33 protein-coding genes are annotated in these 21569 nt (G+C 65.6%); 14 read left to right on the plus strand and 19 right to left on the minus strand.

Annotated elements, in window-relative coordinates:
* Positions 1-34: 34 nt before the first annotated feature.
* The 9 genes from SK854_RS30035 to SK854_RS30075 are packed head-to-tail and all read right to left on the minus strand — an operon-like array spanning position 35 to position 3851.
* Positions 35-574, minus strand: a complete 540-nt coding sequence (locus tag SK854_RS30035) for an alkaline shock response membrane anchor protein AmaP (protein WP_319978470.1) — start codon at positions 572-574, stop codon at positions 35-37.
* Positions 571-1089, minus strand: coding sequence for a DUF6286 domain-containing protein (locus SK854_RS30040; RefSeq protein ID WP_319978471.1), 519 nt, complete (start codon positions 1087-1089; stop codon positions 571-573). The genes SK854_RS30035 and SK854_RS30040 overlap by 4 nt, the downstream gene beginning before the upstream one ends.
* The gene (locus SK854_RS30045) at positions 1086-1433 is read right to left on the minus strand and encodes an Asp23/Gls24 family envelope stress response protein (RefSeq protein ID WP_319978472.1); all 348 of its coding nucleotides are present in this window, start codon (positions 1431-1433) and stop codon (positions 1086-1088) included. Before SK854_RS30045 ends, SK854_RS30040 begins: the two co-directional genes overlap by 4 nt.
* 2 nt (positions 1434-1435) lie before the next feature.
* Complete coding sequence (locus tag SK854_RS30050; protein WP_093600157.1) at positions 1436-1612, minus strand: hypothetical protein; 177 nt, start codon at positions 1610-1612, stop codon at positions 1436-1438.
* Positions 1613-1623: 11 nt separating this feature from the next.
* A complete protein-coding gene (locus SK854_RS30055) occupies positions 1624-2064 on the minus strand; it encodes an Asp23/Gls24 family envelope stress response protein (protein ID WP_319978473.1) in 441 nt (146 codons plus the stop codon).
* Positions 2065-2121: 57 nt separating this feature from the next.
* Positions 2122-2415: a hypothetical protein gene (locus SK854_RS30060; RefSeq protein ID WP_319978474.1), complete on the minus strand. Its 294-nt coding sequence runs from the start codon at positions 2413-2415 to the stop codon at positions 2122-2124.
* Positions 2409-2756: an Asp23/Gls24 family envelope stress response protein gene (locus tag SK854_RS30065; protein ID WP_319978475.1), complete on the minus strand. Its 348-nt coding sequence runs from the start codon at positions 2754-2756 to the stop codon at positions 2409-2411. The genes SK854_RS30060 and SK854_RS30065 overlap by 7 nt, the downstream gene beginning before the upstream one ends.
* 4 nt (positions 2757-2760) lie before the next feature.
* Complete coding sequence (locus tag SK854_RS30070; protein ID WP_319978476.1) at positions 2761-3303, minus strand: Asp23/Gls24 family envelope stress response protein; 543 nt, start codon at positions 3301-3303, stop codon at positions 2761-2763.
* Positions 3294-3851, minus strand: a complete 558-nt coding sequence (locus SK854_RS30075) for an RNA polymerase sigma factor (RefSeq protein ID WP_319978477.1) — start codon at positions 3849-3851, stop codon at positions 3294-3296. The genes SK854_RS30070 and SK854_RS30075 overlap by 10 nt, the downstream gene beginning before the upstream one ends.
* Before the next feature lie 183 nt (positions 3852-4034).
* On the opposite strand from SK854_RS30075, the gene SK854_RS30080 reads away from it, so the two are divergent.
* Positions 4035-4241, plus strand: a complete 207-nt coding sequence (locus tag SK854_RS30080) for a CsbD family protein (RefSeq protein WP_266043508.1) — start codon at positions 4035-4037, stop codon at positions 4239-4241.
* Positions 4242-4288: 47 nt separating this feature from the next.
* Here the strand turns inward: SK854_RS30080 and SK854_RS30085 are convergent, their stop codons facing one another.
* The 6 genes from SK854_RS30085 to SK854_RS30110 all read right to left on the minus strand — a co-directional run bounded on the left by SK854_RS30085 (position 4289) and on the right by SK854_RS30110 (position 8777).
* Positions 4289-5314, minus strand: a complete 1026-nt coding sequence (locus SK854_RS30085) for a saccharopine dehydrogenase family protein (protein WP_319978478.1) — start codon at positions 5312-5314, stop codon at positions 4289-4291.
* 9 nt (positions 5315-5323) lie between these two features.
* Positions 5324-5617, minus strand: coding sequence for a hypothetical protein (locus tag SK854_RS30090; RefSeq protein ID WP_319978479.1), 294 nt, complete (start codon positions 5615-5617; stop codon positions 5324-5326).
* Positions 5618-5703: 86 nt separating this feature from the next.
* Positions 5704-6198: a GNAT family N-acetyltransferase gene (locus SK854_RS30095; RefSeq protein ID WP_319978480.1), complete on the minus strand. Its 495-nt coding sequence runs from the start codon at positions 6196-6198 to the stop codon at positions 5704-5706.
* Positions 6199-6211: 13 nt separating this feature from the next.
* Positions 6212-7414 (minus strand): cytochrome P450, encoded by a 1203-nt coding sequence (locus SK854_RS30100; protein WP_319978481.1) that lies wholly within the window; start codon positions 7412-7414, stop codon positions 6212-6214.
* 56 nt (positions 7415-7470) lie between these two features.
* A complete protein-coding gene (locus SK854_RS30105; RefSeq protein WP_319978482.1) occupies positions 7471-7842 on the minus strand; it encodes a hypothetical protein in 372 nt (123 codons plus the stop codon).
* Between the two features lie 71 nt (positions 7843-7913).
* Positions 7914-8777 (minus strand): hypothetical protein, encoded by an 864-nt coding sequence (locus SK854_RS30110; RefSeq protein ID WP_319978483.1) that lies wholly within the window; start codon positions 8775-8777, stop codon positions 7914-7916.
* Positions 8778-9184: 407 nt separating this feature from the next.
* Here SK854_RS30110 and SK854_RS30115 point away from each other — a divergent pair, with 407 nt between their 5' ends.
* The gene (locus SK854_RS30115; RefSeq protein ID WP_319978484.1) at positions 9185-10096 is read left to right on the plus strand and encodes a Kelch repeat-containing protein; all 912 of its coding nucleotides are present in this window, start codon (positions 9185-9187) and stop codon (positions 10094-10096) included.
* A gap of 803 nt (positions 10097-10899) precedes the next feature.
* Here the strand turns inward: SK854_RS30115 and SK854_RS30120 are convergent.
* The 4 genes from SK854_RS30120 to SK854_RS30135 form a co-directional block, all read right to left on the minus strand.
* Positions 10900-12336 (minus strand): Fic family protein, encoded by a 1437-nt coding sequence (locus tag SK854_RS30120; protein WP_319978485.1) that lies wholly within the window; start codon positions 12334-12336, stop codon positions 10900-10902.
* Positions 12337-12629: 293 nt separating this feature from the next.
* Positions 12630-14432 carry a hypothetical protein gene (locus SK854_RS30125; protein ID WP_319978486.1) on the minus strand — a complete coding sequence of 601 codons (1803 nt, stop codon included), beginning with the start codon at positions 14430-14432 and terminating at the stop codon, positions 12630-12632.
* A gap of 677 nt (positions 14433-15109) precedes the next feature.
* Positions 15110-16039 carry an NAD(P)-dependent oxidoreductase gene (locus tag SK854_RS30130; protein ID WP_319978487.1) on the minus strand — a complete coding sequence of 310 codons (930 nt, stop codon included), beginning with the start codon at positions 16037-16039 and terminating at the stop codon, positions 15110-15112.
* A 36-nt stretch (positions 16040-16075) separates the two neighbouring features.
* Positions 16076-16918 carry a GntR family transcriptional regulator gene (locus SK854_RS30135; protein ID WP_319978488.1) on the minus strand — a complete coding sequence of 281 codons (843 nt, stop codon included), beginning with the start codon at positions 16916-16918 and terminating at the stop codon, positions 16076-16078.
* A 532-nt stretch (positions 16919-17450) separates the two neighbouring features.
* Between SK854_RS30135 and SK854_RS30140 the strand changes: the two genes are divergently transcribed.
* The 12 genes from SK854_RS30140 to SK854_RS30195 all read left to right on the plus strand — a co-directional run bounded on the left by SK854_RS30140 (position 17451) and on the right by SK854_RS30195 (position 21454).
* On the plus strand, positions 17451-17768 hold the full coding sequence (locus tag SK854_RS30140) for a hypothetical protein (RefSeq protein ID WP_319978489.1): 318 nt from the start codon (positions 17451-17453) through the stop codon (positions 17766-17768).
* A 109-nt stretch (positions 17769-17877) separates the two neighbouring features.
* Positions 17878-18288 carry an RRQRL motif-containing zinc-binding protein gene (locus SK854_RS30145; protein WP_319978490.1) on the plus strand — a complete coding sequence of 137 codons (411 nt, stop codon included), beginning with the start codon at positions 17878-17880 and terminating at the stop codon, positions 18286-18288.
* Positions 18285-18689 carry a RapZ C-terminal domain-containing protein gene (locus SK854_RS30150; RefSeq protein ID WP_319978491.1) on the plus strand — a complete coding sequence of 135 codons (405 nt, stop codon included), beginning with the start codon at positions 18285-18287 and terminating at the stop codon, positions 18687-18689. The genes SK854_RS30145 and SK854_RS30150 overlap by 4 nt, the downstream gene beginning before the upstream one ends.
* A complete protein-coding gene (locus tag SK854_RS30155) occupies positions 18686-19063 on the plus strand; it encodes an HIT family protein (protein WP_319978492.1) in 378 nt (125 codons plus the stop codon). Before SK854_RS30150 ends, SK854_RS30155 begins: the two co-directional genes overlap by 4 nt.
* Positions 19060-19236, plus strand: coding sequence for a hypothetical protein (locus SK854_RS30160; protein ID WP_319978493.1), 177 nt, complete (start codon positions 19060-19062; stop codon positions 19234-19236). The genes SK854_RS30155 and SK854_RS30160 overlap by 4 nt, the downstream gene beginning before the upstream one ends.
* Positions 19229-19372 (plus strand): hypothetical protein, encoded by a 144-nt coding sequence (locus SK854_RS30165; RefSeq protein ID WP_319978494.1) that lies wholly within the window; start codon positions 19229-19231, stop codon positions 19370-19372. The genes SK854_RS30160 and SK854_RS30165 overlap by 8 nt, the downstream gene beginning before the upstream one ends.
* Positions 19373-19548: 176 nt before the next feature.
* On the plus strand, positions 19549-20301 hold the full coding sequence (locus SK854_RS30170; protein ID WP_319978495.1) for an NUDIX domain-containing protein: 753 nt from the start codon (positions 19549-19551) through the stop codon (positions 20299-20301).
* A gap of 19 nt (positions 20302-20320) precedes the next feature.
* Positions 20321-20449 carry a hypothetical protein gene (locus SK854_RS30175; protein WP_319978496.1) on the plus strand — a complete coding sequence of 43 codons (129 nt, stop codon included), beginning with the start codon at positions 20321-20323 and terminating at the stop codon, positions 20447-20449.
* Between the two features lie 100 nt (positions 20450-20549).
* Positions 20550-20753 (plus strand): hypothetical protein, encoded by a 204-nt coding sequence (locus SK854_RS30180; protein WP_319978497.1) that lies wholly within the window; start codon positions 20550-20552, stop codon positions 20751-20753.
* Positions 20754-20855: 102 nt separating this feature from the next.
* Positions 20856-21011, plus strand: a complete 156-nt coding sequence (locus tag SK854_RS30185; protein ID WP_319978498.1) for a hypothetical protein — start codon at positions 20856-20858, stop codon at positions 21009-21011.
* A 39-nt stretch (positions 21012-21050) separates the two neighbouring features.
* The gene (locus SK854_RS30190; RefSeq protein WP_319978499.1) at positions 21051-21191 is read left to right on the plus strand and encodes a hypothetical protein; all 141 of its coding nucleotides are present in this window, start codon (positions 21051-21053) and stop codon (positions 21189-21191) included.
* A 44-nt stretch (positions 21192-21235) separates the two neighbouring features.
* Positions 21236-21454 carry a hypothetical protein gene (locus SK854_RS30195; protein ID WP_319978500.1) on the plus strand — a complete coding sequence of 73 codons (219 nt, stop codon included), beginning with the start codon at positions 21236-21238 and terminating at the stop codon, positions 21452-21454.
* Positions 21455-21569: the final 115 nt, after the last annotated feature.

The raw sequence follows: 21569 nt of genomic DNA on the forward strand, positions 1-21569 counted from the left end.
GCGGACGCCGCAACGTCCTCGCGCAACCGATATATCAGTGCACTCGGGCGTCGGCTTTCGAGGGCGACATCCGGAACTCCACGGTGGCGTGCAGGTCGGGTGTGCCGAGCGCTTCCCGGAGGCGTGGAAGGCCCTCGTCGTCGATGCGGCGGCGGATCCCCCGCAGATCGGCGTCGCCGTGGGCGCGGACGACGAGGGCCAGGCGCGGGGCGGTGTGCGGACCGGTCAGCGCGGCCTCGACCTTGCGCACACCGGGGTAGGCGGTGACCTCTTCGGCGAACGGCGCGGCGGCCGTCGCCGTGGTGATGCGGGTGGCGCCGGCCTCGTCGGCCCAGCGCCAGGCCGCGACCTTGCGGCGCGGGATCTGGGCGGTGAGCCAGCGCAGGCACAGCAGTGCGATCAGCACCGCCGCGGCCGCGATCACCCACAGCACCCACGTCGGTGGCAGCGCGGTGCCGGGCAGCAGTGCGGCGGAGCGGTCCATCTGGCGCACGTAGCCGAAGTGGACAGCGAGTGCGAACGCGCCGGCCAGCATCAGCACCAGGCCCAGCAGGCCGAGGAGGAATCGGTTCACGGTGTGCTCCTGAGTGCCTTGACCCGCACCACGACCTGCGGAGGCCGGGCGAGGGCGAACTCGCCGACGCGGTGTTCAAGCGCCGCACGGACGGTGTCACCCAGGCCGTCGACCACGGCCCGCCGGGTGCGCACGACCGCGCGAACCCGGCGGCGGCGCACCTTCACGGCGGCGGATTCGACGCCGTCGACGACGGCGGCGGACCGCAGGGCGTTGCGCAGGCCGCGCACAGACACCGCGGTGTGCTGGTCCAGGGCCGCCGTCCGCGCTCTGCCGGGCACGACCGCGACGAGGAACAGCACCAGTCCGATGGCCGCGGCGACCCCGCCCGCCACGGCCACCCCCTGAGCCGACCAGGTCGTGTCGTGCAGCAGGCCGGCCAGGGAGTCGTACGGCAGCAGGGGCGTCTCGCCCACGGCCAGTTGGATCGCGCACACCGCCACCAGGACCGACGCGGCGAGCAGGACGAGCGCCGTGAGCGTGGCGGGCAGGGCCCGGCGGGAGCGGCGGGTCACAGGACCCTCCTCACCGGAGCCGTGTCCGCGCGCAGCACACCGATCGACACGTCCACAACGGACACTCGCAGGCCGGTGAGCTCGGCGACCCGTTCGACCAGGTGGGCGCGCACCCTGGCAGCGGTCGACGCGACCGGTGCCGGGTAACGCAGGTCGAGGCGCGCGTCGAGCGTGGTCACTCCCCCGGTCACCCGTGCGGTGACGGCGCAGTCGAGCACGTCCGGCACCTCCATGGCGGCGCGCCCGGCGATGCGGCCCACCGCGCGGTCCGCGACGGTGGTCAGACCTGGCTGTGCCGCACCAGGTTGTACGACACCTGGTTGGGCGGCGAGCGGTGTGATCATCGTCAGTCCCGATCCCTGCCGAGCAGTTGCGCGAGGTCGAGCTTGCCCTCGGCGACCCGGCCCGCGACCAGGCCGAGCGCGCCGAAGACGAGCACGAGCAGGAACGCGCTGAAGCCCCCGAACGCCGCGGCCAGGCCGAGCGCGAGCCCGGTCAACAGGCCCAGTGCGGTGGTGCTCATGGCGGTTCCCCTCACTGCACGCGAGCGGTTTCGGGCTCTTCGCCCTCGGTGTCGCTCGGGATGTGCACGTCGTTGACGTTGATGTTGACCTCGACGACCTCGAGGCCGGTGATCTGCTCGATCGCCGTGATCACGTTGGTGCGCACCGACTTCGCGAGGTCCGCGATCGGCACGCCGTACTCGACCACGAGTTCCAGGTCGACCGCGGCCTGCTTCTCGCCGACCTCGACCGACACGCCCTGGCCCGCGCTCGCCGTGGCGCCGGGGATGCGGTCGCGCAACGCGCTCAATGCCCGCGTCGCGCCGCCGCCCAGGGCGTGCACGCCCCGGATCTCCCGCGCCGCGAGGCCGGCGACCTTCTGCACGACGACGTCCGCGATGGTGGTGGATCCCTTGTCGGTCACCAGTTTCCCGCCCGCGACACCGTTCTTCTCCGCAGTCTGCGTGCTCATCGCAATCCCTTCCTTCGAAGCGTTCACATCAGAAAGACACCGGCTGCGACCGATTCGTCACGACCCGTTCAGGTGATCGAGGGCACGTTTGTCCACATCGGTCACCACGATCCGCACGACGGCCGTTTCCCATTGCGTGCCAAGGAGAACCAACTTCAACGCCGCACCGGCCTCCGTGAGCGCCAGCGGCAGCCGGGTGGCGACGACCCGGACGCAGACCAGTTCGTCCTCGACGTCCACGGCCAGCGCGTCGACGTCCCAGGAGATCCACGAGCGGGCGGGTTCGGGCGCCGACGGCCGCAGTCCGTCGACCTTCTCCAGTGCCTTCAACAACTCCGTCACGATCACCATGCGACGTCCACGATCGTCACGAGGACGGACTCCACCTCGACGCCGGTCAGTTCCGGCACGAGCGCGCGCACCGACCGTTGCACGGCGCGGGCGACGGCCGCGGCCTGGTCCTGGCCCGAGATCACCACGTCCACCTCCAGCACCGCGGCCGTTCCCGACCACCGCACCCGCACGCCTTCCACCGGCGCGGGCTGCAATCCCTTGATCTGCTGCCTCGCCGCGCGCACCACAGAACTCACCAGGCCGGCCACACCCGGCTGCACGCGCACGCCGGCGACCTGCTCGGCCGCGTGCACCGCGACCGCCGCCACCGCCGGAGCGGACACGACTGTTTCGATCACTCGCTCATCCTTCGAGAACGTCGGACACGACGAGGTCCAGGCGGGCGAGCCGCACACCGATCCGCGCGGAGGCCGCGGCCAGCACCCGGCGCCGCACCTCGTCGTACGCCTGGTGCGTGACCTGGCCTGCGGTGATCGCGATGCTCAGTTCGACCTCGATCACCGGGTCCACGCCGGTCGACTCCGGCGCTTCGACGACATGGCATCCCCGCGCCCGCACGCCGTCCACACCGTCCGCCGCGTAGCGCAGCACCGCCGCGACCGCGCGCGTGCTGATCCGGGCCAGTCCGTCGCCGGGCAACGGCACGACGTCGGACCGCCGCACGTCGGCGCGCACCGCGGACATCACGCGGCTGACCAGGTCGAACGGTGGCTCGACCTCTTCGCGGACCATCTCCGCGGTCGCCTCGCGCAGAACCAGCAGACTCTCCCGCACCGCCCCGCAGTGCGGACACGAGCGCGTGTGTTCGTCGGAGAGGTCGATCGCCTCCCAGACTTCTTCTACGTCCCGCCCGCACGGCAGGACGTAGTCGGACGTCACCGCCACGGCGCCATCACCTCCGCGAGTTGTGCCCGTGCCCGCGCGAGCCTGCCGCGCACCGACTGCTGGGTCGTGCCGATCGCCTCGGCGATCTCGTCGTAGGACCGGCCGTGGACCTCGCGCAGCACCCAGCACGCCCGCTGCTCAGGGGTGAGGCCGCGCAGTGCGGCCTGTAGCGCGTCGAGCTGCGCGCTCACCTCCACCGCGCGGTCGGGCCGGGTGCGCGGCGCCGGCGACTCGTGCTCGTCGAGCTCGGTGTCGGCGTGCGGTTTGCGCTTGCGCAGCACGTTCAGGCACTGGTTGGTGGTGGTGCGGTAGAGCCAGCCGATGAACGCCGCGTCGTCGTTGAGCTGCCCGAGCCGCCGCCACGCGGTGAGGAACACGTCCTGCACCGCGTCCTCGGCGTCGCCGGTGCTGCCCACGATGCGCAACGCCAGCCGGTACATCGGACCCTGATAACGGCGCACGAGCTGCTCATATGCCCTCACGTCGCCGTCACGGGACCTTGCCACCAGCGTGGCATCGTCGAGTGCGGCTGCTTCGGCCACGCTCATGCGCACACCCCCGCCCAATTTTGCTTCGTCGCCCGATGGACACGTTCGAACGCGGAACGTCACGCGGTTCCCTGATTTCCCACCCGTGATCGCTCTCACCCGGTTTTCACCCGACCGTGGCGTGACGAAGCTGCGGGGACGGACATCGAACAGGCGTCAGACCAACCAGCTCAGGAGGACGCGATGTCGCTGTCGGACAAGATCGGCAACAAGGCGGAAGAGCTCGGCGGCAAGGCCAAGGAGACCGCGGGTGAGGTCACCGGCGACGAGCAGCTCGCCAACGAGGGCCGCGCCGATCAGGCGAAGGCGGCCGTCAAGGACGGCGTGGAGAAGGTGAAGGACGCCGTCGGCGGGGTCGTCGACAGCGTCGCCAAGCACCTCAAGAAGTAAAGAATCTCAAACAGTAATGATCTCAAGCAGGAGTTAGAGGCCCTAACTCAGGTGAAGCGGACCTCGCCCGCGACGACGCCGTCGAGCTCGCGCACGAAGTCGGCGCCGAACGCGCTGGACGGCGTGTGCGAGCCGGGCGCCACGCCGTTGATCTTGCCGATGGCGCGGAGCACGGAGTCTGCGGTGAGGCTGTAGGCGTTCGGGGTGGTGATCGCGCATTCGACCTTCGACTGCGCGTCCCACGCCTCGCCGAACACCTCGGCCCTGGTGTTGGCGCGCTTGCGCTCGTCGGGGCCCTTCACCTTGCCGGCGACGGTCTTCGCGACGTTCTGCACGAACGGCGTCTGCAAGACGGGCGCGAACACCTGCTGCAGTTGCCCGAGCATGCCCGGCACGGTGGTGAACGTCGTGATGTTCGGGATGCCGGTCGAACGGTAGGCGGTGCTCACATCGCCCCACGGGATGCTGCCGACCTCGCGCGGCCCGGACCGGAAGTAGGCGGTGCGCCGCCGATGCCCGATGCGGACGCTCTTCAGGTCGCCGTTCACGCGGATCCGCCCACCCACGGCGGCGGCCTCGACGGACGTCTTGGTCGTGCCCGCGCTCGCCCCTCCCCCGACGACGAACGCGAGGTCGAGGTGCGTCGCGGACGGCAGGGCGTTCTTCAGGATCGCGGCGAGGCAGTCCGTGGGGACGACGTCGAACCCGGCGCCCGGCAACAGCACGATGCCGGCCTTGCGCGCGTCGATGTCCCTCAGGCCGATGGACTCGAAGACGTCGATCTCGCCCGTGATGTCGAGGTAGTGCGTGCGGCTCCTCAGGCAGGCGTCCACCATCGCGGTGGACGTGTGCGCGAACGGTCCCGCGCAGTGCACGACGGCGTCGACGTCTTCAAGATGCGCCCGCGCCTGACTCAGGTCGAACGCCCGGTGCTCGAGCCCGAGGGCGGCGGCGATCGGCTCGACCTTCTCGAGCGAACGCCCGGCGAGGATCGGCCGCTCCCCGCGCTGGACCGCGAGCTCGGCGATGAGGCGTCCGGTGTAGCCGTTGGCGCCGTAGACCATCCACGTCATGCCGCGACCTTACCGGCGAGTAGCCCGTCGGGAACCGACCAAAGAGCCGATCAGCAGGAGCACACCCACCGCTGCCATCGGCAACGCCCAGAGCAGCCGTCGATGCCTGAGATCGGCACAGATGTCCACATAGGCCGGACTGACCGCGGAGGCCGCGGGCTCGTCGAAGCCGAGACCGAGGCTGTTGCCGCACGGGATCAGCGACCCGCTCGGCGCCTCGACGGCCAGCGTCACGAACAGGATCGCACCCCCACCGAGCAAGAACGCGAGACCGACCACGAAGGCGAACGTGCGCACTGACATGAGCAAAAGTTACGTCTCAAATGGACTTGAGGATAGCCCTGGTCAGCCGCATTGGGGTTGATCCCCTAATCCCCCGCTAAACGCTCTCACGCCCCCGAGTCCCGCGATGCGGGCGAAAACGCGTAACGCTGCTCCACACGGCCGTTGCGCGGATGCGGCGCGGGGGCACCGACCTTGACCCACCCGAGGCGTTCGTAGAGCCGCACGCCCCGGACGTTGTCGACGTAGACCAGCAACTCGGCCTTCTCGTATCCATTCTTGATCAACGCGTCAGGCAGCGCGCGCAGCAACGCCTCGCCGACGCCCTTGCCCCACGCGTCGGGGTGCACACCGACGTAGTTGATGTAGGCGACGCCGGCCGTGTCCGTCTCATGTGGACCTCCGGCGATGAAACCCACGGCCTCACCGCCTTCCTGCGCGATCAGCAGCAGCGAAGGCTCGTTCGCGAGAGCACTCTCAATCCCGGGACGCGCCGCTTCGAGCGACGGAACCTCGTCGTAGCCGTCCCTCTTGGCGACCGCGTGCGCCCAGATCAACGCGGCCGTGTCGACGTGTTCCGGTCCCCCTCGGATGATCTCCACGCGGTCCAGCGTGTCAGCGCCGGAGCACGACCGGAAGCGATTTAAGGCTGGCCATGATGTCGTTGTGCGTCACCGCGGGCTGCTCGTCGCCCGAGTAGGTGGCGAGCGGGAACCGGCTCGTGAGGTGCCGAAGCACGGTTTCGGTCTCCAGCCGGGCGAGGGCCGATCCCAGGCAGAAGTGCGGGCCGTGGCCGAACGTCACGTGACCGGTCGTCTCGCGGTCGAGCCGGTACTCGTCGGCCTTGTCGTGTGCCCGCGGGCACCGTCCGGCGGCGCCGAGGTTGATCAGCAGCAGCGTGTTCTCCGGAACCGTCGTACCGCCGATCTCGACAGGCTCGGTGGTGATGCGGTGCGTGGCGCTGCGGACCGGCGGGTTGTGACGCAACGTCTCCTCGACAAGGCGTGGCACGAGGTCTGGGTCTTCGACGGCCTCGTGCCACAGGTCGTTGTCCAACGCGTCGTGCACCACGTTCGCGATGAGGCTCGCTGACGTCTCGTGCCCCGCAACGACGAGAAGGAACGCCATCGCCATCAGTTCGTCGTGGCTCAGGTGGTCACCATCGTCGCCCGCGGCCGTGCTCAACGCGCCGAACAGCGATCGGGGGTCCAGGCCGTTGCTCGTGAGCAGCGCGTGGAAGTAGCCGCCCAGTTCGTCGCTCGCCGGCTGCGACACCTCGGGTTCCATCGACATCATCGTCTCGATCAACGTGCGGACGTGCGGACGATCTTCGGCCGGCAGCCCGAGCACCTCGCCGATGACGTGCATCGGCATCGGCACGGCCAGCTCCGCGACGAGGTCGATCTCCTCGTTCTCGGGAAGCCTGGCGATCAGTTCCGCGCTGATCTCCTCGATGCGCGGCGCGAGCTGCTGCACCGCCTTGCCGTTGAACGCCTTGACCGCGAGCGCCCTGAGCCGGGCGTGCTGCGGGTTGTCGCTGTTGAGCATGCTCGGCCCGAAGAGACCGGCGAGGTCCGTCTGCGTGCTTCCCAGTTCGGCGAGCTGGCGTTTGATCTCGCGCTGCAGGGCCGCGCTGTCCTTGGAGAGCCGCTGGTCGGTGAGCAACTGACGGGTGAGCTCCAACCCGACCGTGACCACCTGCATCTCGACGCCGTTGGGCAACGTCACGGCGTGCAGGGGCCCCTCTTCCCGTGCGTCGTCCTCGATCCGGTGGTGGTCACGTGCGCGCAAATCGCCGCCGGTCAACAAGTTCGACATGGCCGGTCTTCGCCTCCGTTTGGATTCGACTAAGACCGTTCTACCGTGATCGCCGTCTATCTGAACGAGTCCAACGCGGTGATCGTCTCGACGGCGGGCAGTCTGGGCGGCTCCGCGGCGATGGCCTTGCGCCCCAGCACCCACTCCGGCAGGTGATGCCGCAGCGCCGCACGCCCCTGAGCCGTGATGTCGACCGGCGCCGCCATCCCGTGCTCCATTGCCCGGTCGGGCGCGACCCATGTGATCCAGTCCCGCAGCCGCAGGACCTCGAGGTCGTCCGAATCCCACTGCTTGGCGGGCCGGTGCTCCAGGTACCAGCGCGTGGCGCCGCGGTGCACGCCGCCCTGCTCCACGAGGGCGAGCAGCTTGACCTGCTCCTGCGTGACGGTGGTGGGGACGGGTTTCGCGGCCTTGCCCTTGCGCTTCACAGGTAGTCGTCGTCCTTCGGAGATGGCGAACCTCGAACAAAGTACGGCACCGTCTCAATTCGTTCCAGCGATCACACACACCAGTCCGAGTTGTGGATGACGCACGGGACCGCGTTGCTCGTGCTGGTCGTGCGGAACGGTTTCCCGTCGTTGCCGACCGTCTGGACGCCGCTCTTGCCCCCGGCCGACCAGTCGAGCTCGATCACCCACGTGCAGTCGCACGACTCCGTGCCGGCGACAACGGTGAACACCTCCGGCTCGGTCGAGGAGACGCTGTAGGGAAGCCGGACCGGGTCCGCCCGCAACCCTCGCGCCACCATGTCCGCCGCAGTGTCCGCGTCGAGCTCGTCCGGAAAGCTCACAGGCTGCTCGCGGTCCAGGTCGACTCTCACGTAGTGCGCGGTAGTCGGCGCTCCGCACTCGCCGGTGAGCAGCGTCCCCGTCAGCGGCGGCTTCTTCTCCAGCACCTTGGCCCGGATACCGGTGATCACGACGTTGCTGGTCGCGTCGTGCCCCTGCACGGTCATGGTGAACTTCGCCGTGCTCGCCTGCACACCATCCCTGGAGTGCTCCCACGTGGCGTACCGGTCCGGCTTGATCGCCGGGTCCGCCGCCGCCTTGACCTCCGCCAGCGGTTTCGGCACGACCCAGCGGAAATCGCACTCCTTCACAGTGGGCGTGACGGCAATGGCCAGCGGTTCGGCGGGCTCGGAAGGCGCGCTCCGCACGTACACCACAGCCACCGCCGTCGCCGCCGCGAGAAAGCAGACGACGATCACGACCGCCCACCGCGGCCCGAGGTTGAACATGAAGTTGTTGCCGCGGAAGACGCCGATGTTGCCGTGGCTGCTGCCCAGCTGGAAGACCGTGCCCGCGTCACCGTCGACGGTGTTGGTGGTCTGGGAAGGCGGGCCCTGCTCGGGTCTCTCGTGCACCGGACGACCTCCTGCGCCGCAGCGGGGATCTACGCCCTTGCTGCTTCGACCGAGATCGATGAGGTGTTACGGAATTCCACGCGAGGAGACCTGGGTATCGACGCCACAGCACTTCGGCATTGGAGTCGACTTGTTGCCGCATCAAAGTTGCGCTTCGACCCACACAGAGCAGTCGTTCGATTACCGCTGGACACACCAATCTTCAAGGTTGGTCTGATCAGGTGGCCGCCTCATTCATTGAGTAACGCCCGCCCTGCGGATCCGATACGGAAGATATCAACAGCTGTCCTGGGAATGCCAGATGACCCCTGAACAGTTGACCGATCCGATCACCGGCGGATGTCGTTGCAAAAACGTTCAAGGCCTGGGGGTGAAATCTTCCCGTTCGACGCGAAGGAGTCGACATCATGGCCGAGTGGAAGAATCGTGCGTCATTGCTGAGCCCGAGAAAAGCCAGCTGCGGAGCTGCGCTGAATGGGCGCATTCTCGTTGCGGGAGGCATCACCGACGACACGAAACCCCCGGTCGCTTCCGTTGAGGCGCGCCGGGCAGCAGGCAAGGGTGAGTGGCAATCCCTGCCTCCCATGCCCACGCCGCGGGGCAACCCGACGGCAGCCGAGGTCGACGGCATGATGTACGTCGTCGGCGGGATCAACAGCACGGGGTTTCTGGACGTGGTCGAGCGGTTCGACCCGCGCACGCGCGAGTGGACGACGAGCCCGGCCCTGCCAGAACAGCGCCTCCAAGCTGCGGCCGCCGGACTGAGAGACCTGCTGTACGTGGCAGGGGGCAGTGTTCCCGACAACGGTGGCGACAGGAACACCGATTCAGTCATCGTCTTCAACCCCAGGAAACCGGTGTTGGGGTGGAAACAGGTCGCGCCTATGTTGGTCACTCGTGCGCGCCACGGGCTGGTAGCGGCCGGCGGTCACCTGTACGCCATCGGCGGGGAAAACCAGGACTTCGACACGATCCCCACAGCAGAACGCTACGACCCAGGCACCAACACCTGGACGGCGATCGCTCCAATGCTCGAGAGTCGCGCGTTTTCCGGGATGACCGTGATCGGCCACCGCATCGCGGTGGTCGGCGGCTACACCAGGGCTGCCGGAAGCTCCACTTTCCTGCGTACGACCGAGGTGTACGACACGCACACCGACCGCTGGCAGACCCTCGATGCGCAGCTGCCGACGCCGAAGGTGTCTCTGGTTGCCGCTGCGGAATCCAACGGCTCACTGTTGGCGATCGGCGGCGCAACCGTCATCGACGGGAACGAACCCATCACCGCTGACGTACTCGCCCTCAAACTCGAGGGCTAGCAGCTCGTCATCCCCCAAGAACGATGTAACAGATAGCAGAAACAAAACCACGCACCGCAGATGGTTCTCTACGGTGCGTGGTTTGAATGACGCGTATTTGGTGGGCGCGACAGGGATCGAACCTGCGACCGCTCGGGTGTAAATCAGGTGGTTTGCTTCGTTGAACTGCATGTTCCCCACGCGGACGCCTCCGGGAGGTTCGCTTCACACCAGGTCAGTTCACGGCCGTCCACCGCCGTTGATGTCGCGTGGTGATGTCAGGGCCCACCTCGGTTTGGAACTGCGACCTCGTCCTGAACTTGGTACAGCATCTGCTACAACCTGCGCACGATCGGATAGATGCTGGTAGGGGTATTGGCCAGCATCGGTCTACACGAGCGTCCGAAGCGTTCAGTCGGCAGGCGTCCCCCGGCCTTCTCTCCTGTCATGACTACGGCTTCGTCATAGCGCCCCTGCTTGGGCCAGCACGGCACCCAGACCGCCCAGGAGACTGCGGCACCTGGTGAAGCACAGGGCATGCTGCGGCTGGTGCCGGTATCGGTGGTGCAGGCCAGGTCTCAACCGAGCAACTGGTTTCAGAGCGGCCTTGGGGGCTGCTAGCCAGAGTGAGTGCTAGTCGCGTCTTCCACGCTCGGTGGCCGTTCGCGACGCGCTGCATAAACGCGTGCAGGACGAGGATGAGTCGCCGTTCTGATGCTCTCCCGCAATCTCTGCGCGTCGGTCACGTTCGGCGATATGCCGTCCATAAGGCAGGAGATAGCCGCAAGAATCCACGCAATCGCCGAGCTGATCATCTCACTTCATCAATCATCGCGATCGTCAACAACTGCCGCACCCGCCTGATGCAAAGCCGATTTAGCGAGGCCATGCAGGTCATTAAGCAGAAACCTCATGACACTTTCACAGAAAAGTCGCAGCCGTTCGATGACACTGGTCCCCAGATCAGGAAAAGCATCCTCGTATGTAGCATTCAATTCCACAGCAGTAAACGTTGAGGCTCGACCAGTTGGCTTTCTGGCCTCAACCTTGAAAACATACATGTCATCGAGGTCGTTCGCGATCCCAACGGCAATTATGACTGACGTGTGAACCTCCGCTGGTCGGGTCATCCCAGCTCGAACAATGAAGCTGTGCCCCGAATGAGTGTACGGCCCAGGAAAGTTGGAAGTTGAGCCGTTATAGCCCGTATCCAACTCGAAGAAAAGCACTCCATCCGCTTTCGCATCAAACTCGGTAGTAGATCTTTTCAATTCGGATATAAGGTGCGTCAGGATGCTTCCAGCAACGAGCCTCTTATCCGCCACCGTAACTTGACCATCGGATGCACGCATACGGAGGAGAGCGTAAAATGTCTCAGATGCAGACTTCTCGACCGCTGCCCCTATCTCCCGAGAAGCGCGCTCCAAAGTATCAATGACACGGTAACGAAAGTGCTGGACCAACTCGTTATATCTTCCGACGTTTGCATTCTCAAGAGCCTGAAGGTATCGCTGCTTTCGGTCGGCGTACACAATCACGGGAACGCCGAATTCTCGATAGGTGAAGAGGGAAGCGAATGCTCTTGCCGTGCGACCATTTCCATCCGAGAACGGGTGTATATGAGTCAAGCAGTATTGAACATAGGCGGCTTTCACTACAGTATCCGACTTAGCGAATCGCTGAGACCGGACTTGCTCAATTAGTCGATGCATCTCCGGTCGCACATCCATCACCGGTGCAAATTTGAATCTTTGACCGTCCCTACGAACAGCTTCGTTCTCGCTAGTCTTGTATTGACCACGAAGCAGTTCATGAGGACTCTGTCCCACACCCCCATCGGGAAGTATGTGTCCTGCCTGGTATGTTCCCTGGCTTGCACATACTCGCGCATGAAGCTCTTTAATCCAGTGCTCACTAATTTCAAAGTCTTCGTGCGCTTGTTCCCGTATATACTCGTATGAGTCTCGCTGCGCTTCAAACATTGCGAGCGCTATCTCATTCTGACGCTGGAAAACTTCTTCCCAATCCGGGCGCTCTGACACGATAGTACGAGTGTCTCCCGGCCTGAGTTCATACAGTCCCTCAATCGCACCGGTCTCCGCCGCAGCTTCTCGACCCAGCTTGCAAATAACATCTTCTACTATTTCAGAACTAGCCGCTTTCGAGGCGCTTTGCAGAACGCGCTCGTAATGCTCAATAGCATAGTCAGTTCCGATAGCCGGAAAGTCTTCGATGCTTGGGATCGGTCGGTATACGTTCAAGGCCCTGCCTCCTGTCGGATCTGCCGCTACGTCTGTCTTAGAGGGCAGTACCGCGACGAGGTAGCGGAAACGCCGTCCTTGCGCTCATCGGCAAGCCTTCAGCCGAGTATACAATCGAATACGACCACGAGACGAACTTTAAGGCTCGCCGAATGACGAATGACAGGCCGTTGATCTGCCGCTTCGCGCCACCGATCGCCTCTCAGTGAGCTACTTCACCGCTAAGTCCGCCAGCCACGGCGGCAAGCGCCGCGTCGTCGTGTGGCGGAGGTTGTCGGCGTTGGTGTGGGTGGTCAGGTGGTTTTGCGGATGAGGCCGGTGTAAGCGGCGATGGTGAGGGTGGCCAGTGCCCAGAGGAGGGCTTGAAGGGCCCAAAGCAGGTAGGTGAAGGCTTGGCCCCTTCGGGTGGTGGTGTCGAGGTCGCAGCGGGCGCGGAGGCCGGTGGCGCCGACGGGCAGGCCGCGGTCGATGCCGAGGCCGATGAGTTCGGCGGTGGAGCACGGAATACCGGGCGCGGTGGCGGGGGTGGTGGGTGATTGAACGCGTTCGGCGGTGTGATGGGTTGGTCGGGTAGTGATCTGTCCTGCGGTGTAGCCGGTGGCGCCGGCGAGGATCAGGGCAATGAGCAGGGCGGTGACCAGACGGTGGGCGCGGTAGCCGTAGTGGCCCAGCCAGCCCCACAACCAGTGGCGTGCGCGTGCGAGGGAGCCGCCGAGCGCGTCGGGTGCGCGGCGGCGTAGATCGTGTTGCTGGGTGATGAGGATGGTGCGAGCGTTGTTGTCATGCCCGGCGGCGCGTTCCACTGCGGCAAGTTGCTGGTAGGGCTGGGGCAGGTACTCGGGGGTGTGGTGGACCAACAAATGCAGCCACTCCCGCCAGGTGACGTCCCGAAGCTGGGTGAACACAAACCCTCGCACGACCATGCGGCGTGCTCCGTCGGGGCAGGGACGGTTGACGACCTCCCGGCGGGACTGTGGGCACACCAGCGCGGCCGAGAAGAACAACGGCTGCTGAATGACCTGAGCTTCCGACAGCATCACCAGTGGACCCGATTCGTTGGTCACCTGTGTTCCGGTCAGATGAGCTTGGCCGCCGCTGTGCGAGCCGGGCAGCCGTAGGGCTCCCTTTTCGCCGGCGCCTGTGATGTGCGCGTTGCGCAGGAACACATGGTTGTCGATACGGATGCCGTCGGCGACCAGAGCGGGGCCGGCGATGTTGGTGATAATGACGCCGTCGAGGTCGAGTTGACTGCTGATGTGCGCGCCGATCAGCCGGAATGCTCCCCTTTCGCCGGTGCCGGTGATGCGCGCGTCACGCAGAAACAGGTTGCTGTTGGTGCGGACGTCGTCGGCGTGCAGGGCGGGGCCGGTGGTGTTGGTGATGGTGACGCCGTCGAGGTTGAGATAGCCGCCGATATGCGCGCCGACCAGCCGGAATGCTCCGTCTTCGCTAGAGCCGGTGATGCGCGCGCTACGCACGAGCAGATCGCTGTCGATGCGGATGCCGTCGGCGTCCAGGGCGGGGCCGGTGGTGTCGGTGATGGTGACGCCGTCGAGGTCGAGTTTGCCGCCGATGTGCGCGCCGGCCAGCCGTAGGGCTCCGTCTTCGCTAGAGCCGGTGATGCGCGCGTCACTCATAAGGAAGTGCCCGTCGATCCGGACGTTTTCGGCGTTCAAGGAGAAGATCACACTGCTGGACACGCTCACCTGGTGGAGGCGTGCCTGTTGACATGTGATGCCATCCGGTAACGCGCAGTCGACCAGCGCCACGCCGGTGACTGCAGTGAGGTGATCCAGGTTTAGTCGGCCGATCACCCGCACACCCCGGATGAGCACGCCCTGCGGATCGAGTTCGCCGCGGCGTCCCATGAGCAGTTCGCGGATCAGGTCCGCCCGCACTCGCAGTCCCAGGTCCTCGGCGGCAATGAGATCGCCAGCCGCCAGTGTGGCGCCAGGTTGTACCCAGGTTCCTCGGCGAGCGGCATCGATGACCGCTTCTTCGAGTGGGCTGAGCTTGTCCAGGACCGGGGGCAGTTGCCGCTTAGGCTCTGCGCTAGCAGACGTATCGGATGGCGTCGGGTTCCTGGCGTCAACCATGTTCCTAAGTCGTCGGACGCCCGGCTCGCGCTACACCTGAAGCGTCACGAGCACACCACCTTTCGTCGGCTTGAAGCGCCTCTGATCACCGAGACAGCGCTGTGGTCCTTTTAAGGGGCTTGCCACAGGGCGCACGGTAGGCCTCTGACCTGCCGTTCCGCACTGCCGAACGCCCTCTAGCAAGCCACTTCGCCGCCAGTTCGCCACTAAGTCCGCCAACCACGGCGGCCAAGCGCCGCGCCGTCGTGACGCTTTGCCCGCGGCTATCAGAACGCTCGGGCTTGCTCGGCATGAGCCAAGGTTGCACGATCGAACGCATGGTCGATTCGCGTGAGCACCAGCCGTCGCCGTTGTGGCGCACGTGCGACCCACCCGAACTCGTCTGGGTCGACCTCCGCCAGGTCTATCGGCATGCGCAAGGCAGCCCGCCAACCAGGCCGCCGGCGACTGCCGTTCGCACACAAGGCCTCAACCCTGACCGCCTGCCTTTGACCATGGGTGAAGTAGCCGCATGGAGCAGGGCGCAGAACGGCTCATGGCTGGCGCTCACCACTTACGCCATCTCTGTAACCGGCTTGGGCGTGGTCCCAGTAAGACATTTTGTCGCTCGTGATGCGCTGCACAAGAGAACGCCCGACGAGAACGAACCACCGTTCTAGCTCCACGTGGATGGCTAGCTAGGCATGCGCCACGTTCGACGGCGTGTCACCAGAGAGAAACGCCTGAATCTGCTCAGCGGCTACTTCATAGCAAAGCCGATTGGTTCCAGGAACGGTGCGAGCGGCGTGTGGGCTAATTATCGCGGCCTGATGACGCCACAGTGAATGATCGGCAGGCAGAGGCTCCGGATCAGTTACGTCTAGGGCGGCACGCAAGCGGCCAGAATCAAGTTCGACAACGAGCGCATCTGTGTCGACAATTTGCCCGCGACCGGCATTCACAAGCAATGCACCATCATCCATGGCAGCAAGAAAATTGGTGTCCACAAGACGAAATGTACGCTCTGTCAACGGCGCAGTTACGACCACGACGGAGTGTCCGGTGACCAACTGAGGAAGCTCCTCAGGACCATGGAAACCAGGACGGGCAGTACTTGCCACTAGTGTTGCCGTGGCATCGAATGCTTGAAGCTTGCGAGCAACAGCCATGCCGATGCTCCCGGCGCCTAGGATAAGCACTCGGCTGCCAGCAAGAGTATCCGCATTAAAGCGTCGATGCGCCCAGACATGCTCATCCTGGAAACGCACGAGAGCAGGCCACTGGCGCAGCTGAGTCAATATAGCGGACAACACCCACTCAGATACTGGCCCAGCATGCGCACCGCGCGCGCTTGCGACGGTCACATGATTGGGTACGTGGGGACGCCATTCATCAACACCCGCTGAGAGCAACTGCACCATACGGAGATTAGGCAACTCCGCAATCAAGCCCAAAGGACGATGACTTCCCCTGTAGGGAGGCATGAGCAGGTCAGAAGACCGCTGCACCTCCGTCAGGGTCAACTCGTTCGGGTCGTACTCCACGATCTTCAATCCTGGCACTGCGCTCAGGTATTCGTGTCCAACCCTGTCATCGACCTCATTGCTTACCAGAACCGCTGCCGCCACCGTCTTTATCCTCTTCGTCGGGTTTTAGGCTCAAGCCTACGCTGTAATACGCGAGATCAAGTCGCGCGCTTGAGTCTGCAACGGAACTCCGGACGCGCTGTTGTCGATAACTTCATGCGGCACGGGCGGCCGGAAATCAACGTCAATGCCGCCCAGGTAACCTGACCAGTTGTCGAGCTTTGACATGTCACGAGCCGCGCCCCGATGACGGATATAGGTGTTCATTGTGTCCGCATCGCAGTAGACCCAAACCACGGTCACTTTCGCGTGCAAGTCAACGCAGCCCGCCTCAATTCTCTTAAGCCAAGCCGTGTCCTTGAACTCCTTGATGAACGGAGCGGTCACGATTGCGCTATTTCCGCATTGGACATTCTCCGTCATTGCGTTAATCAGTGCTTCGTACTCACGCGGACGCACCATTGTGAGGTAATCTTCGGACTCTCGATCATTCGGAGACGCCCCAAGGATTTCAAGCGCAGCTTCAACCACCGGACGGGTAAGCGTGTCTTTGTCGAGCATTGGCCAGCCGGTTTCTCGCGCCAAGATACGACCAAGCTCCGTTTTTCCACTTCCAGCGTATCCGCCGATCAGTAGAACATGAGGCGTTGCGGTTAGCACTTCATGATGCTCCGCTTGATCAGGAGCGTGGATGACGCGCCCGGAACGCGACTTCGTCACGACAAATCCATCTTTAACGAGGTCCTTCATCGCCTCATTGATCGTAAAAACGCTGACGTCCCACTGCTCCGCCAGTTCGCGCGTCGACGGCAGGGCTTGTCCATGACGAAGCTTGCCAGCGTCGATCTGGTTGCGGATGTTCCGCACGACCTGATGCCGCAGCGACTCCCTCCGCTCGGCTCGCGGGCTCTCGCCTGACATGGGGCCTCCGTTCGTTGACAACGGCCACAGCCTACCAGTGGCCTAACAGGCTACCTACCAGCGTTTGCGCAGGTAGAACGCCAGTTTTGGGCAAGTCATGCCTAACTGTTGACCAGGTCACATATCAACTGTTAGCTTCTGTCTTGTCGCCAGAGCGACCCAGGTCACAGGGGGTCAGGAGGCGGCGAGATCCACAACTCAATCTCGCTTCGTGTGAGCGGCACTCACGTGTCGTCAGGTGGTCGCTCCGCTTTGGGGCCATTGCGCACGACGTTCCTGAGGTAGCCCGGAGTTCCGGGAGTCGATGGGTAATTCGTCCTGCATGCGCAAGCACCACGTGAGATAAGAACCCCGGGAGCGGGGCTACATAACGCTTATTTCGTGCACCCTTTTTCAGGTGTGCGAAGAGGCCTTCGAACAACCTGTTTACGCAGGTAGGAGGCCGAACCGGGGATCTGGTGGCGAAGCCGTGCCTTTGGCTCGCCACCAGATCCCCTTTTCTTACTCACTTTCTTTCTACGGAGGTTCTGCCATGTTCAAGACCACGTTCGTTGCGTCGCCGCTGACCGCGCTGCGGCTGGCTGAAGAGCAGGCGTGCGCTGGCTACCTGGACGCACGTAAGGCGCTGGTTAGCCTCGCGGCCCGCGTGGCGTCGCTGACTCTTCTGGTCGGGCAGTACCCGGCGCGAGCCGACTACCGGAAGGTGCTGGGGGAGGTGATGGGGAACAAGGTCGACGCAGAACTGCGGACCGGGTTGGCCTGGAGGCGCTACCAGAACGCGCAGGTCCGGGCCGATGCGTTCTGGGCCGCCTCGAACAAGGCCGGCGCGCCCGTGCTGGTGGCGGCGTGAACGCGTCGGCGGTGACGTTCGCGGTGGTGCTGCCCGCGCTGCTGGTGGCGCACAACGTGGCGTTGCTGACGGCGGCGTTGTAGCCGTGGGCCGCCGCCAGTACCCGTGGGTGCTCGCCACGGTGGCGTGGTCGGACGCCCAGCAGTACACACACGGCACTCTCGATGGGCTGCCGCTGCTCTCACACGGCTGCGCACCCCGCGATGTGCTGGCCACCCGCCGCCAGTTGCGTGCGCTGGGCCTGCGTCCTGGCGGGGCTGACCCGGTGGCGGTGATGTACGGGCGACACCGCGGTTCCAAGGCGAAGTGGTTCGCCAACCTCTATCTGATCGCTCGCGCGGTGCCGGTCCGGCCGATGACGCCGGCGAAATGGACCGCGCTGGCCAAAGCCAACCTCGCGCGGCGTATCTGCCGCACCTGCGGACGGGACCCGCTGTACGTGCTGCCCACCAGCACCCGGCAGTGCTGGCCCTGCTTCGAACTGACCCACGACACCGACGACATGACGGAGGCCGCGTGAAGAACACCGTGTCGTATCGCCTGATCTCGTTCGGCTACCTGCACAACCAGCCGCCAGAAGCGGACCTGGTTTTCGACGTGCGGCGCAGCCTGCATGACCCGGCCGCGCTGGGGGAGGACCTGGCGCACCGCGACGGCCGCGACGAACAGGTTCAGCGGGTCGTGATGTGCAGTCCCACCGCGGAGGTGGTAGTGCACCTCGCGACCGTGTACGTGGACACGATGTCCTTTCAGGACAAGTCGTGTGTGATCGCGGTCGGCTGCTCGCACGGCCGTCACCGGTCGGTCGCGCTGATCGAGCGGCTGGCCGCCGAACTCACCCGGCGCGGCTACCCGATCGACACGCGCCACCTGCGTCTGGAGCTGCTGGAGAACCGGCCTACCGAGAGCGGTGAGCAGTGACGACCAAGCTGCTCTACGAGCCCGGCTGTGTGTTCTGCCAGCGCGTGATGGCCGGTGAGTACAACGAGAGCGACCGGAACGCGGTGATCTTCTCACCACGCCACCCGGTCACCCCGGGACACCGGTTGATCGTGCCCCGGCTGCACGTCACCGACGCCGCCCACGACCCGGACGTCACCGCAGCGGCAATGAAGCTCGCGGCCGTGTACGCGGTGCGCTGCGGCGGGGACTTCAACCTCATCACCAGCCGCGGTTCCCTTGCCACACAAACGGTGTTCCACCTGCACATCCACTTCGTGCCCCGGCGCGAGAACGACGGCCTGCCGCTGCCCTGGACCGGACAGCGCAAGCCAGACAGGCCGGTGTCGTCATGAGCGTGGCGTTCGTGAAAGCGCTGCCGCACACCGTGCGCGACTGCCCGTCCGGCTGCGACCTCAAGACGGTGCAGGTCGATCCCGGTTTCGGTGACCCGGTCTGGGTGCACGCCGGCACCTACGAATACCGCTGCCCCCGCACTGCCCACAACGAAAGGTCCCGCCATGCCTGAACCCGTGAACATCACCTGGTGCACGCGGTGCGGCCACCAGCTCAAAGCGAAGGCCGACCTCAAGTGCTTCTGCCCGAGCTGCAAGTGCGGTCCCACGAAGGCACAAGCCAGCTGGGAGAAGCGGCAGAAGAAGTGACTTCGCCCTGGTCCGGCGGCTCGAACCGCCAAGCACGCACCGCCGGACCAGGTTCACCACCTCACACGGTCCGCTAGGACCGAGCGCAGGCCCGCACAGTGTTCCGCACACACGTGCACGCGGGCAAAGCGCGAACTCCCCTCCAGTCCACCTCGACCCGAAAGGGCCTGTTCGCCATGCCCAAGAACAAGCACACGCCCGCCGGTATCCCGATCCCCGAGGACCTGCGGCCGTGGTCCACGCCGTGGCCCTCCTACACGCCGGTGGACATCACCCCGCCCGAGCTGACCCGCAAGGGCCTGCCCGCCAGCGTCGCTGAGGGCTGGGCGGAACCGCACGTCACCCCGGAGGACGTGCCGAACTGGCCGAACCGCGCGGCAAGGGCGTTGGTGCCGTTCACGTTCGACGCCTACCACTGGCCGCTCAACCCGACCGGCCGCACCGGCAAGACCGGCCGCAACCTCGGCAAGTGGGGCGAGAACTGCGCCGCCGACCCGATCGTCGTGGCCGGAGACCTCGACCGCGACGGGGAACGGTGGCTGCTGCTGATCCAGCGCAGCGACACCGGGCAGTGGGCCATCCCCGGCGGCATGGTCGACCCCGGCGAGACCGCCCCGGCCGCGCTGGTGCGCGAGCTGCGCGAGGAGACCGGTGTGGACCTGGCCGGTCACACCCCGACGATCCTGTCCTGCGGCTACGTCGATGACCCGCGCAACTCCGACCACGCCTGGATCTGCACCACCGCCGCCCTGTACCGGCTCGACCACACCGTGCTCGCGGTCGGCGCGGACGACGCACTGGCCGCCGCCTGGTTCCCGTTCACCGACCTGGGCGCGCTCGCCGACGGCCTGGACAAGGTCGGCGGACGTCTCTACCCGGCTCACCTGCCGCTGCTCACCGCGGCTGTGCGCCACCTCGACCAGGCCTGAGCAGCACCGGAGACCGCGCATGCAGTGCCCTAACTGCTCGACCAGCACCCAGGCCACGTGCTCGACCTGCGCCGGTGACGGCACGGTGCCGGACTGGCTCGCCGACCCGCACATCAACGGCGAGAGCGCCGCACGCACCTGGCGCTGACCCAACTGCCGTCAGGCGGGCGGCTCGAACCGCCCTGGCCCTAGCGCCCCCGCCCGCCTGGCGGTGACCACCTCACCCGCACTCATCTACGGGAGACCTGATGACCACCTACGACCTGCTGTCCGGGCTGCTGTACCCCGGAGACCCGAGCGCCACGGAGAACAGCCGCGTCTACATCGCACGCGGCCTGACCTCCGGCGAACTAACCGCCCGGCTCATCGATTACGGCATCACACGCCACAGCAACACCAGTGGCCGCGTCACCAAGCACGGCGGCCGACAAATCATCTGGCGCGCTTCCTGATCTTCGCTGCACCTGGTCCGGCGGCTCGAACCGCCACGCACGCACCGCCGGACCGGGCCTTTCACCACCTCACCCGATCACCAGACCGAGAAAGGCACGCCCATGTTCAGCATCAAGCAGGCCGGAACCAAGTCCAGCGCCACCCACTGCACCGCCCCGACCGGCCGCAACGGCAAGCACTGCGGCAAGAAGCTCCGCCAGAGCGACGGCGCGGTGTGCAGCAACTACAACTGCCAGCTCTACGCCGCGTGCCGGTAACCGTCCACACCAGACAGCCCCGTCCGGAAGGACAGCGCCATGAGCACCGTTGAAGAGCTGCGCCGTGTGCTGGCCGAACTCGCCGACACCGTGAAACCCGACGCCGCCACCGCGATCCGCCAGCGCATCGGCGAGATCGAGCGCGACACCGTCGCGCAGTCGCACCAGCAGCGCCGCTGAGCGGCCGTGAAGCCCAGCCACAGCAAAGAAAGGAGCTGGCTGGCATGAAGTCGGAACAGATCCGCACGGACAAGGTCACCACCCTGGTCAGGGCGCTGAGGGAGGAGAACCACGCGGACTTCCTCAGCGCGTCGGGTCACCGCTCCCATGTGGACGGTGCTGAAGCGGCCACCCGCAAGCGCCAGACGATCGAGGCCAACTGCACCCGAGCCGAGAAAGCCGCGGCGTGGGCAGAAGCAGAGAGCCGCGGGTACCTGACCTGATCCGCGTGACGTTTGTGGCTCGACCCCTGGTGACGTTTCCGTCCTGGACTCTTCCGTCACCAACCCGCACACCCCCTTCTCCCCAGGCTGGGCGGCTCGAACCGCCACGAACGCG

It is taken from the genome of Lentzea sokolovensis (assembly GCF_033949975.1).
Classification (GTDB): Bacteria; Actinomycetota; Actinomycetes; order Mycobacteriales; family Pseudonocardiaceae; genus Lentzea; species Lentzea sokolovensis.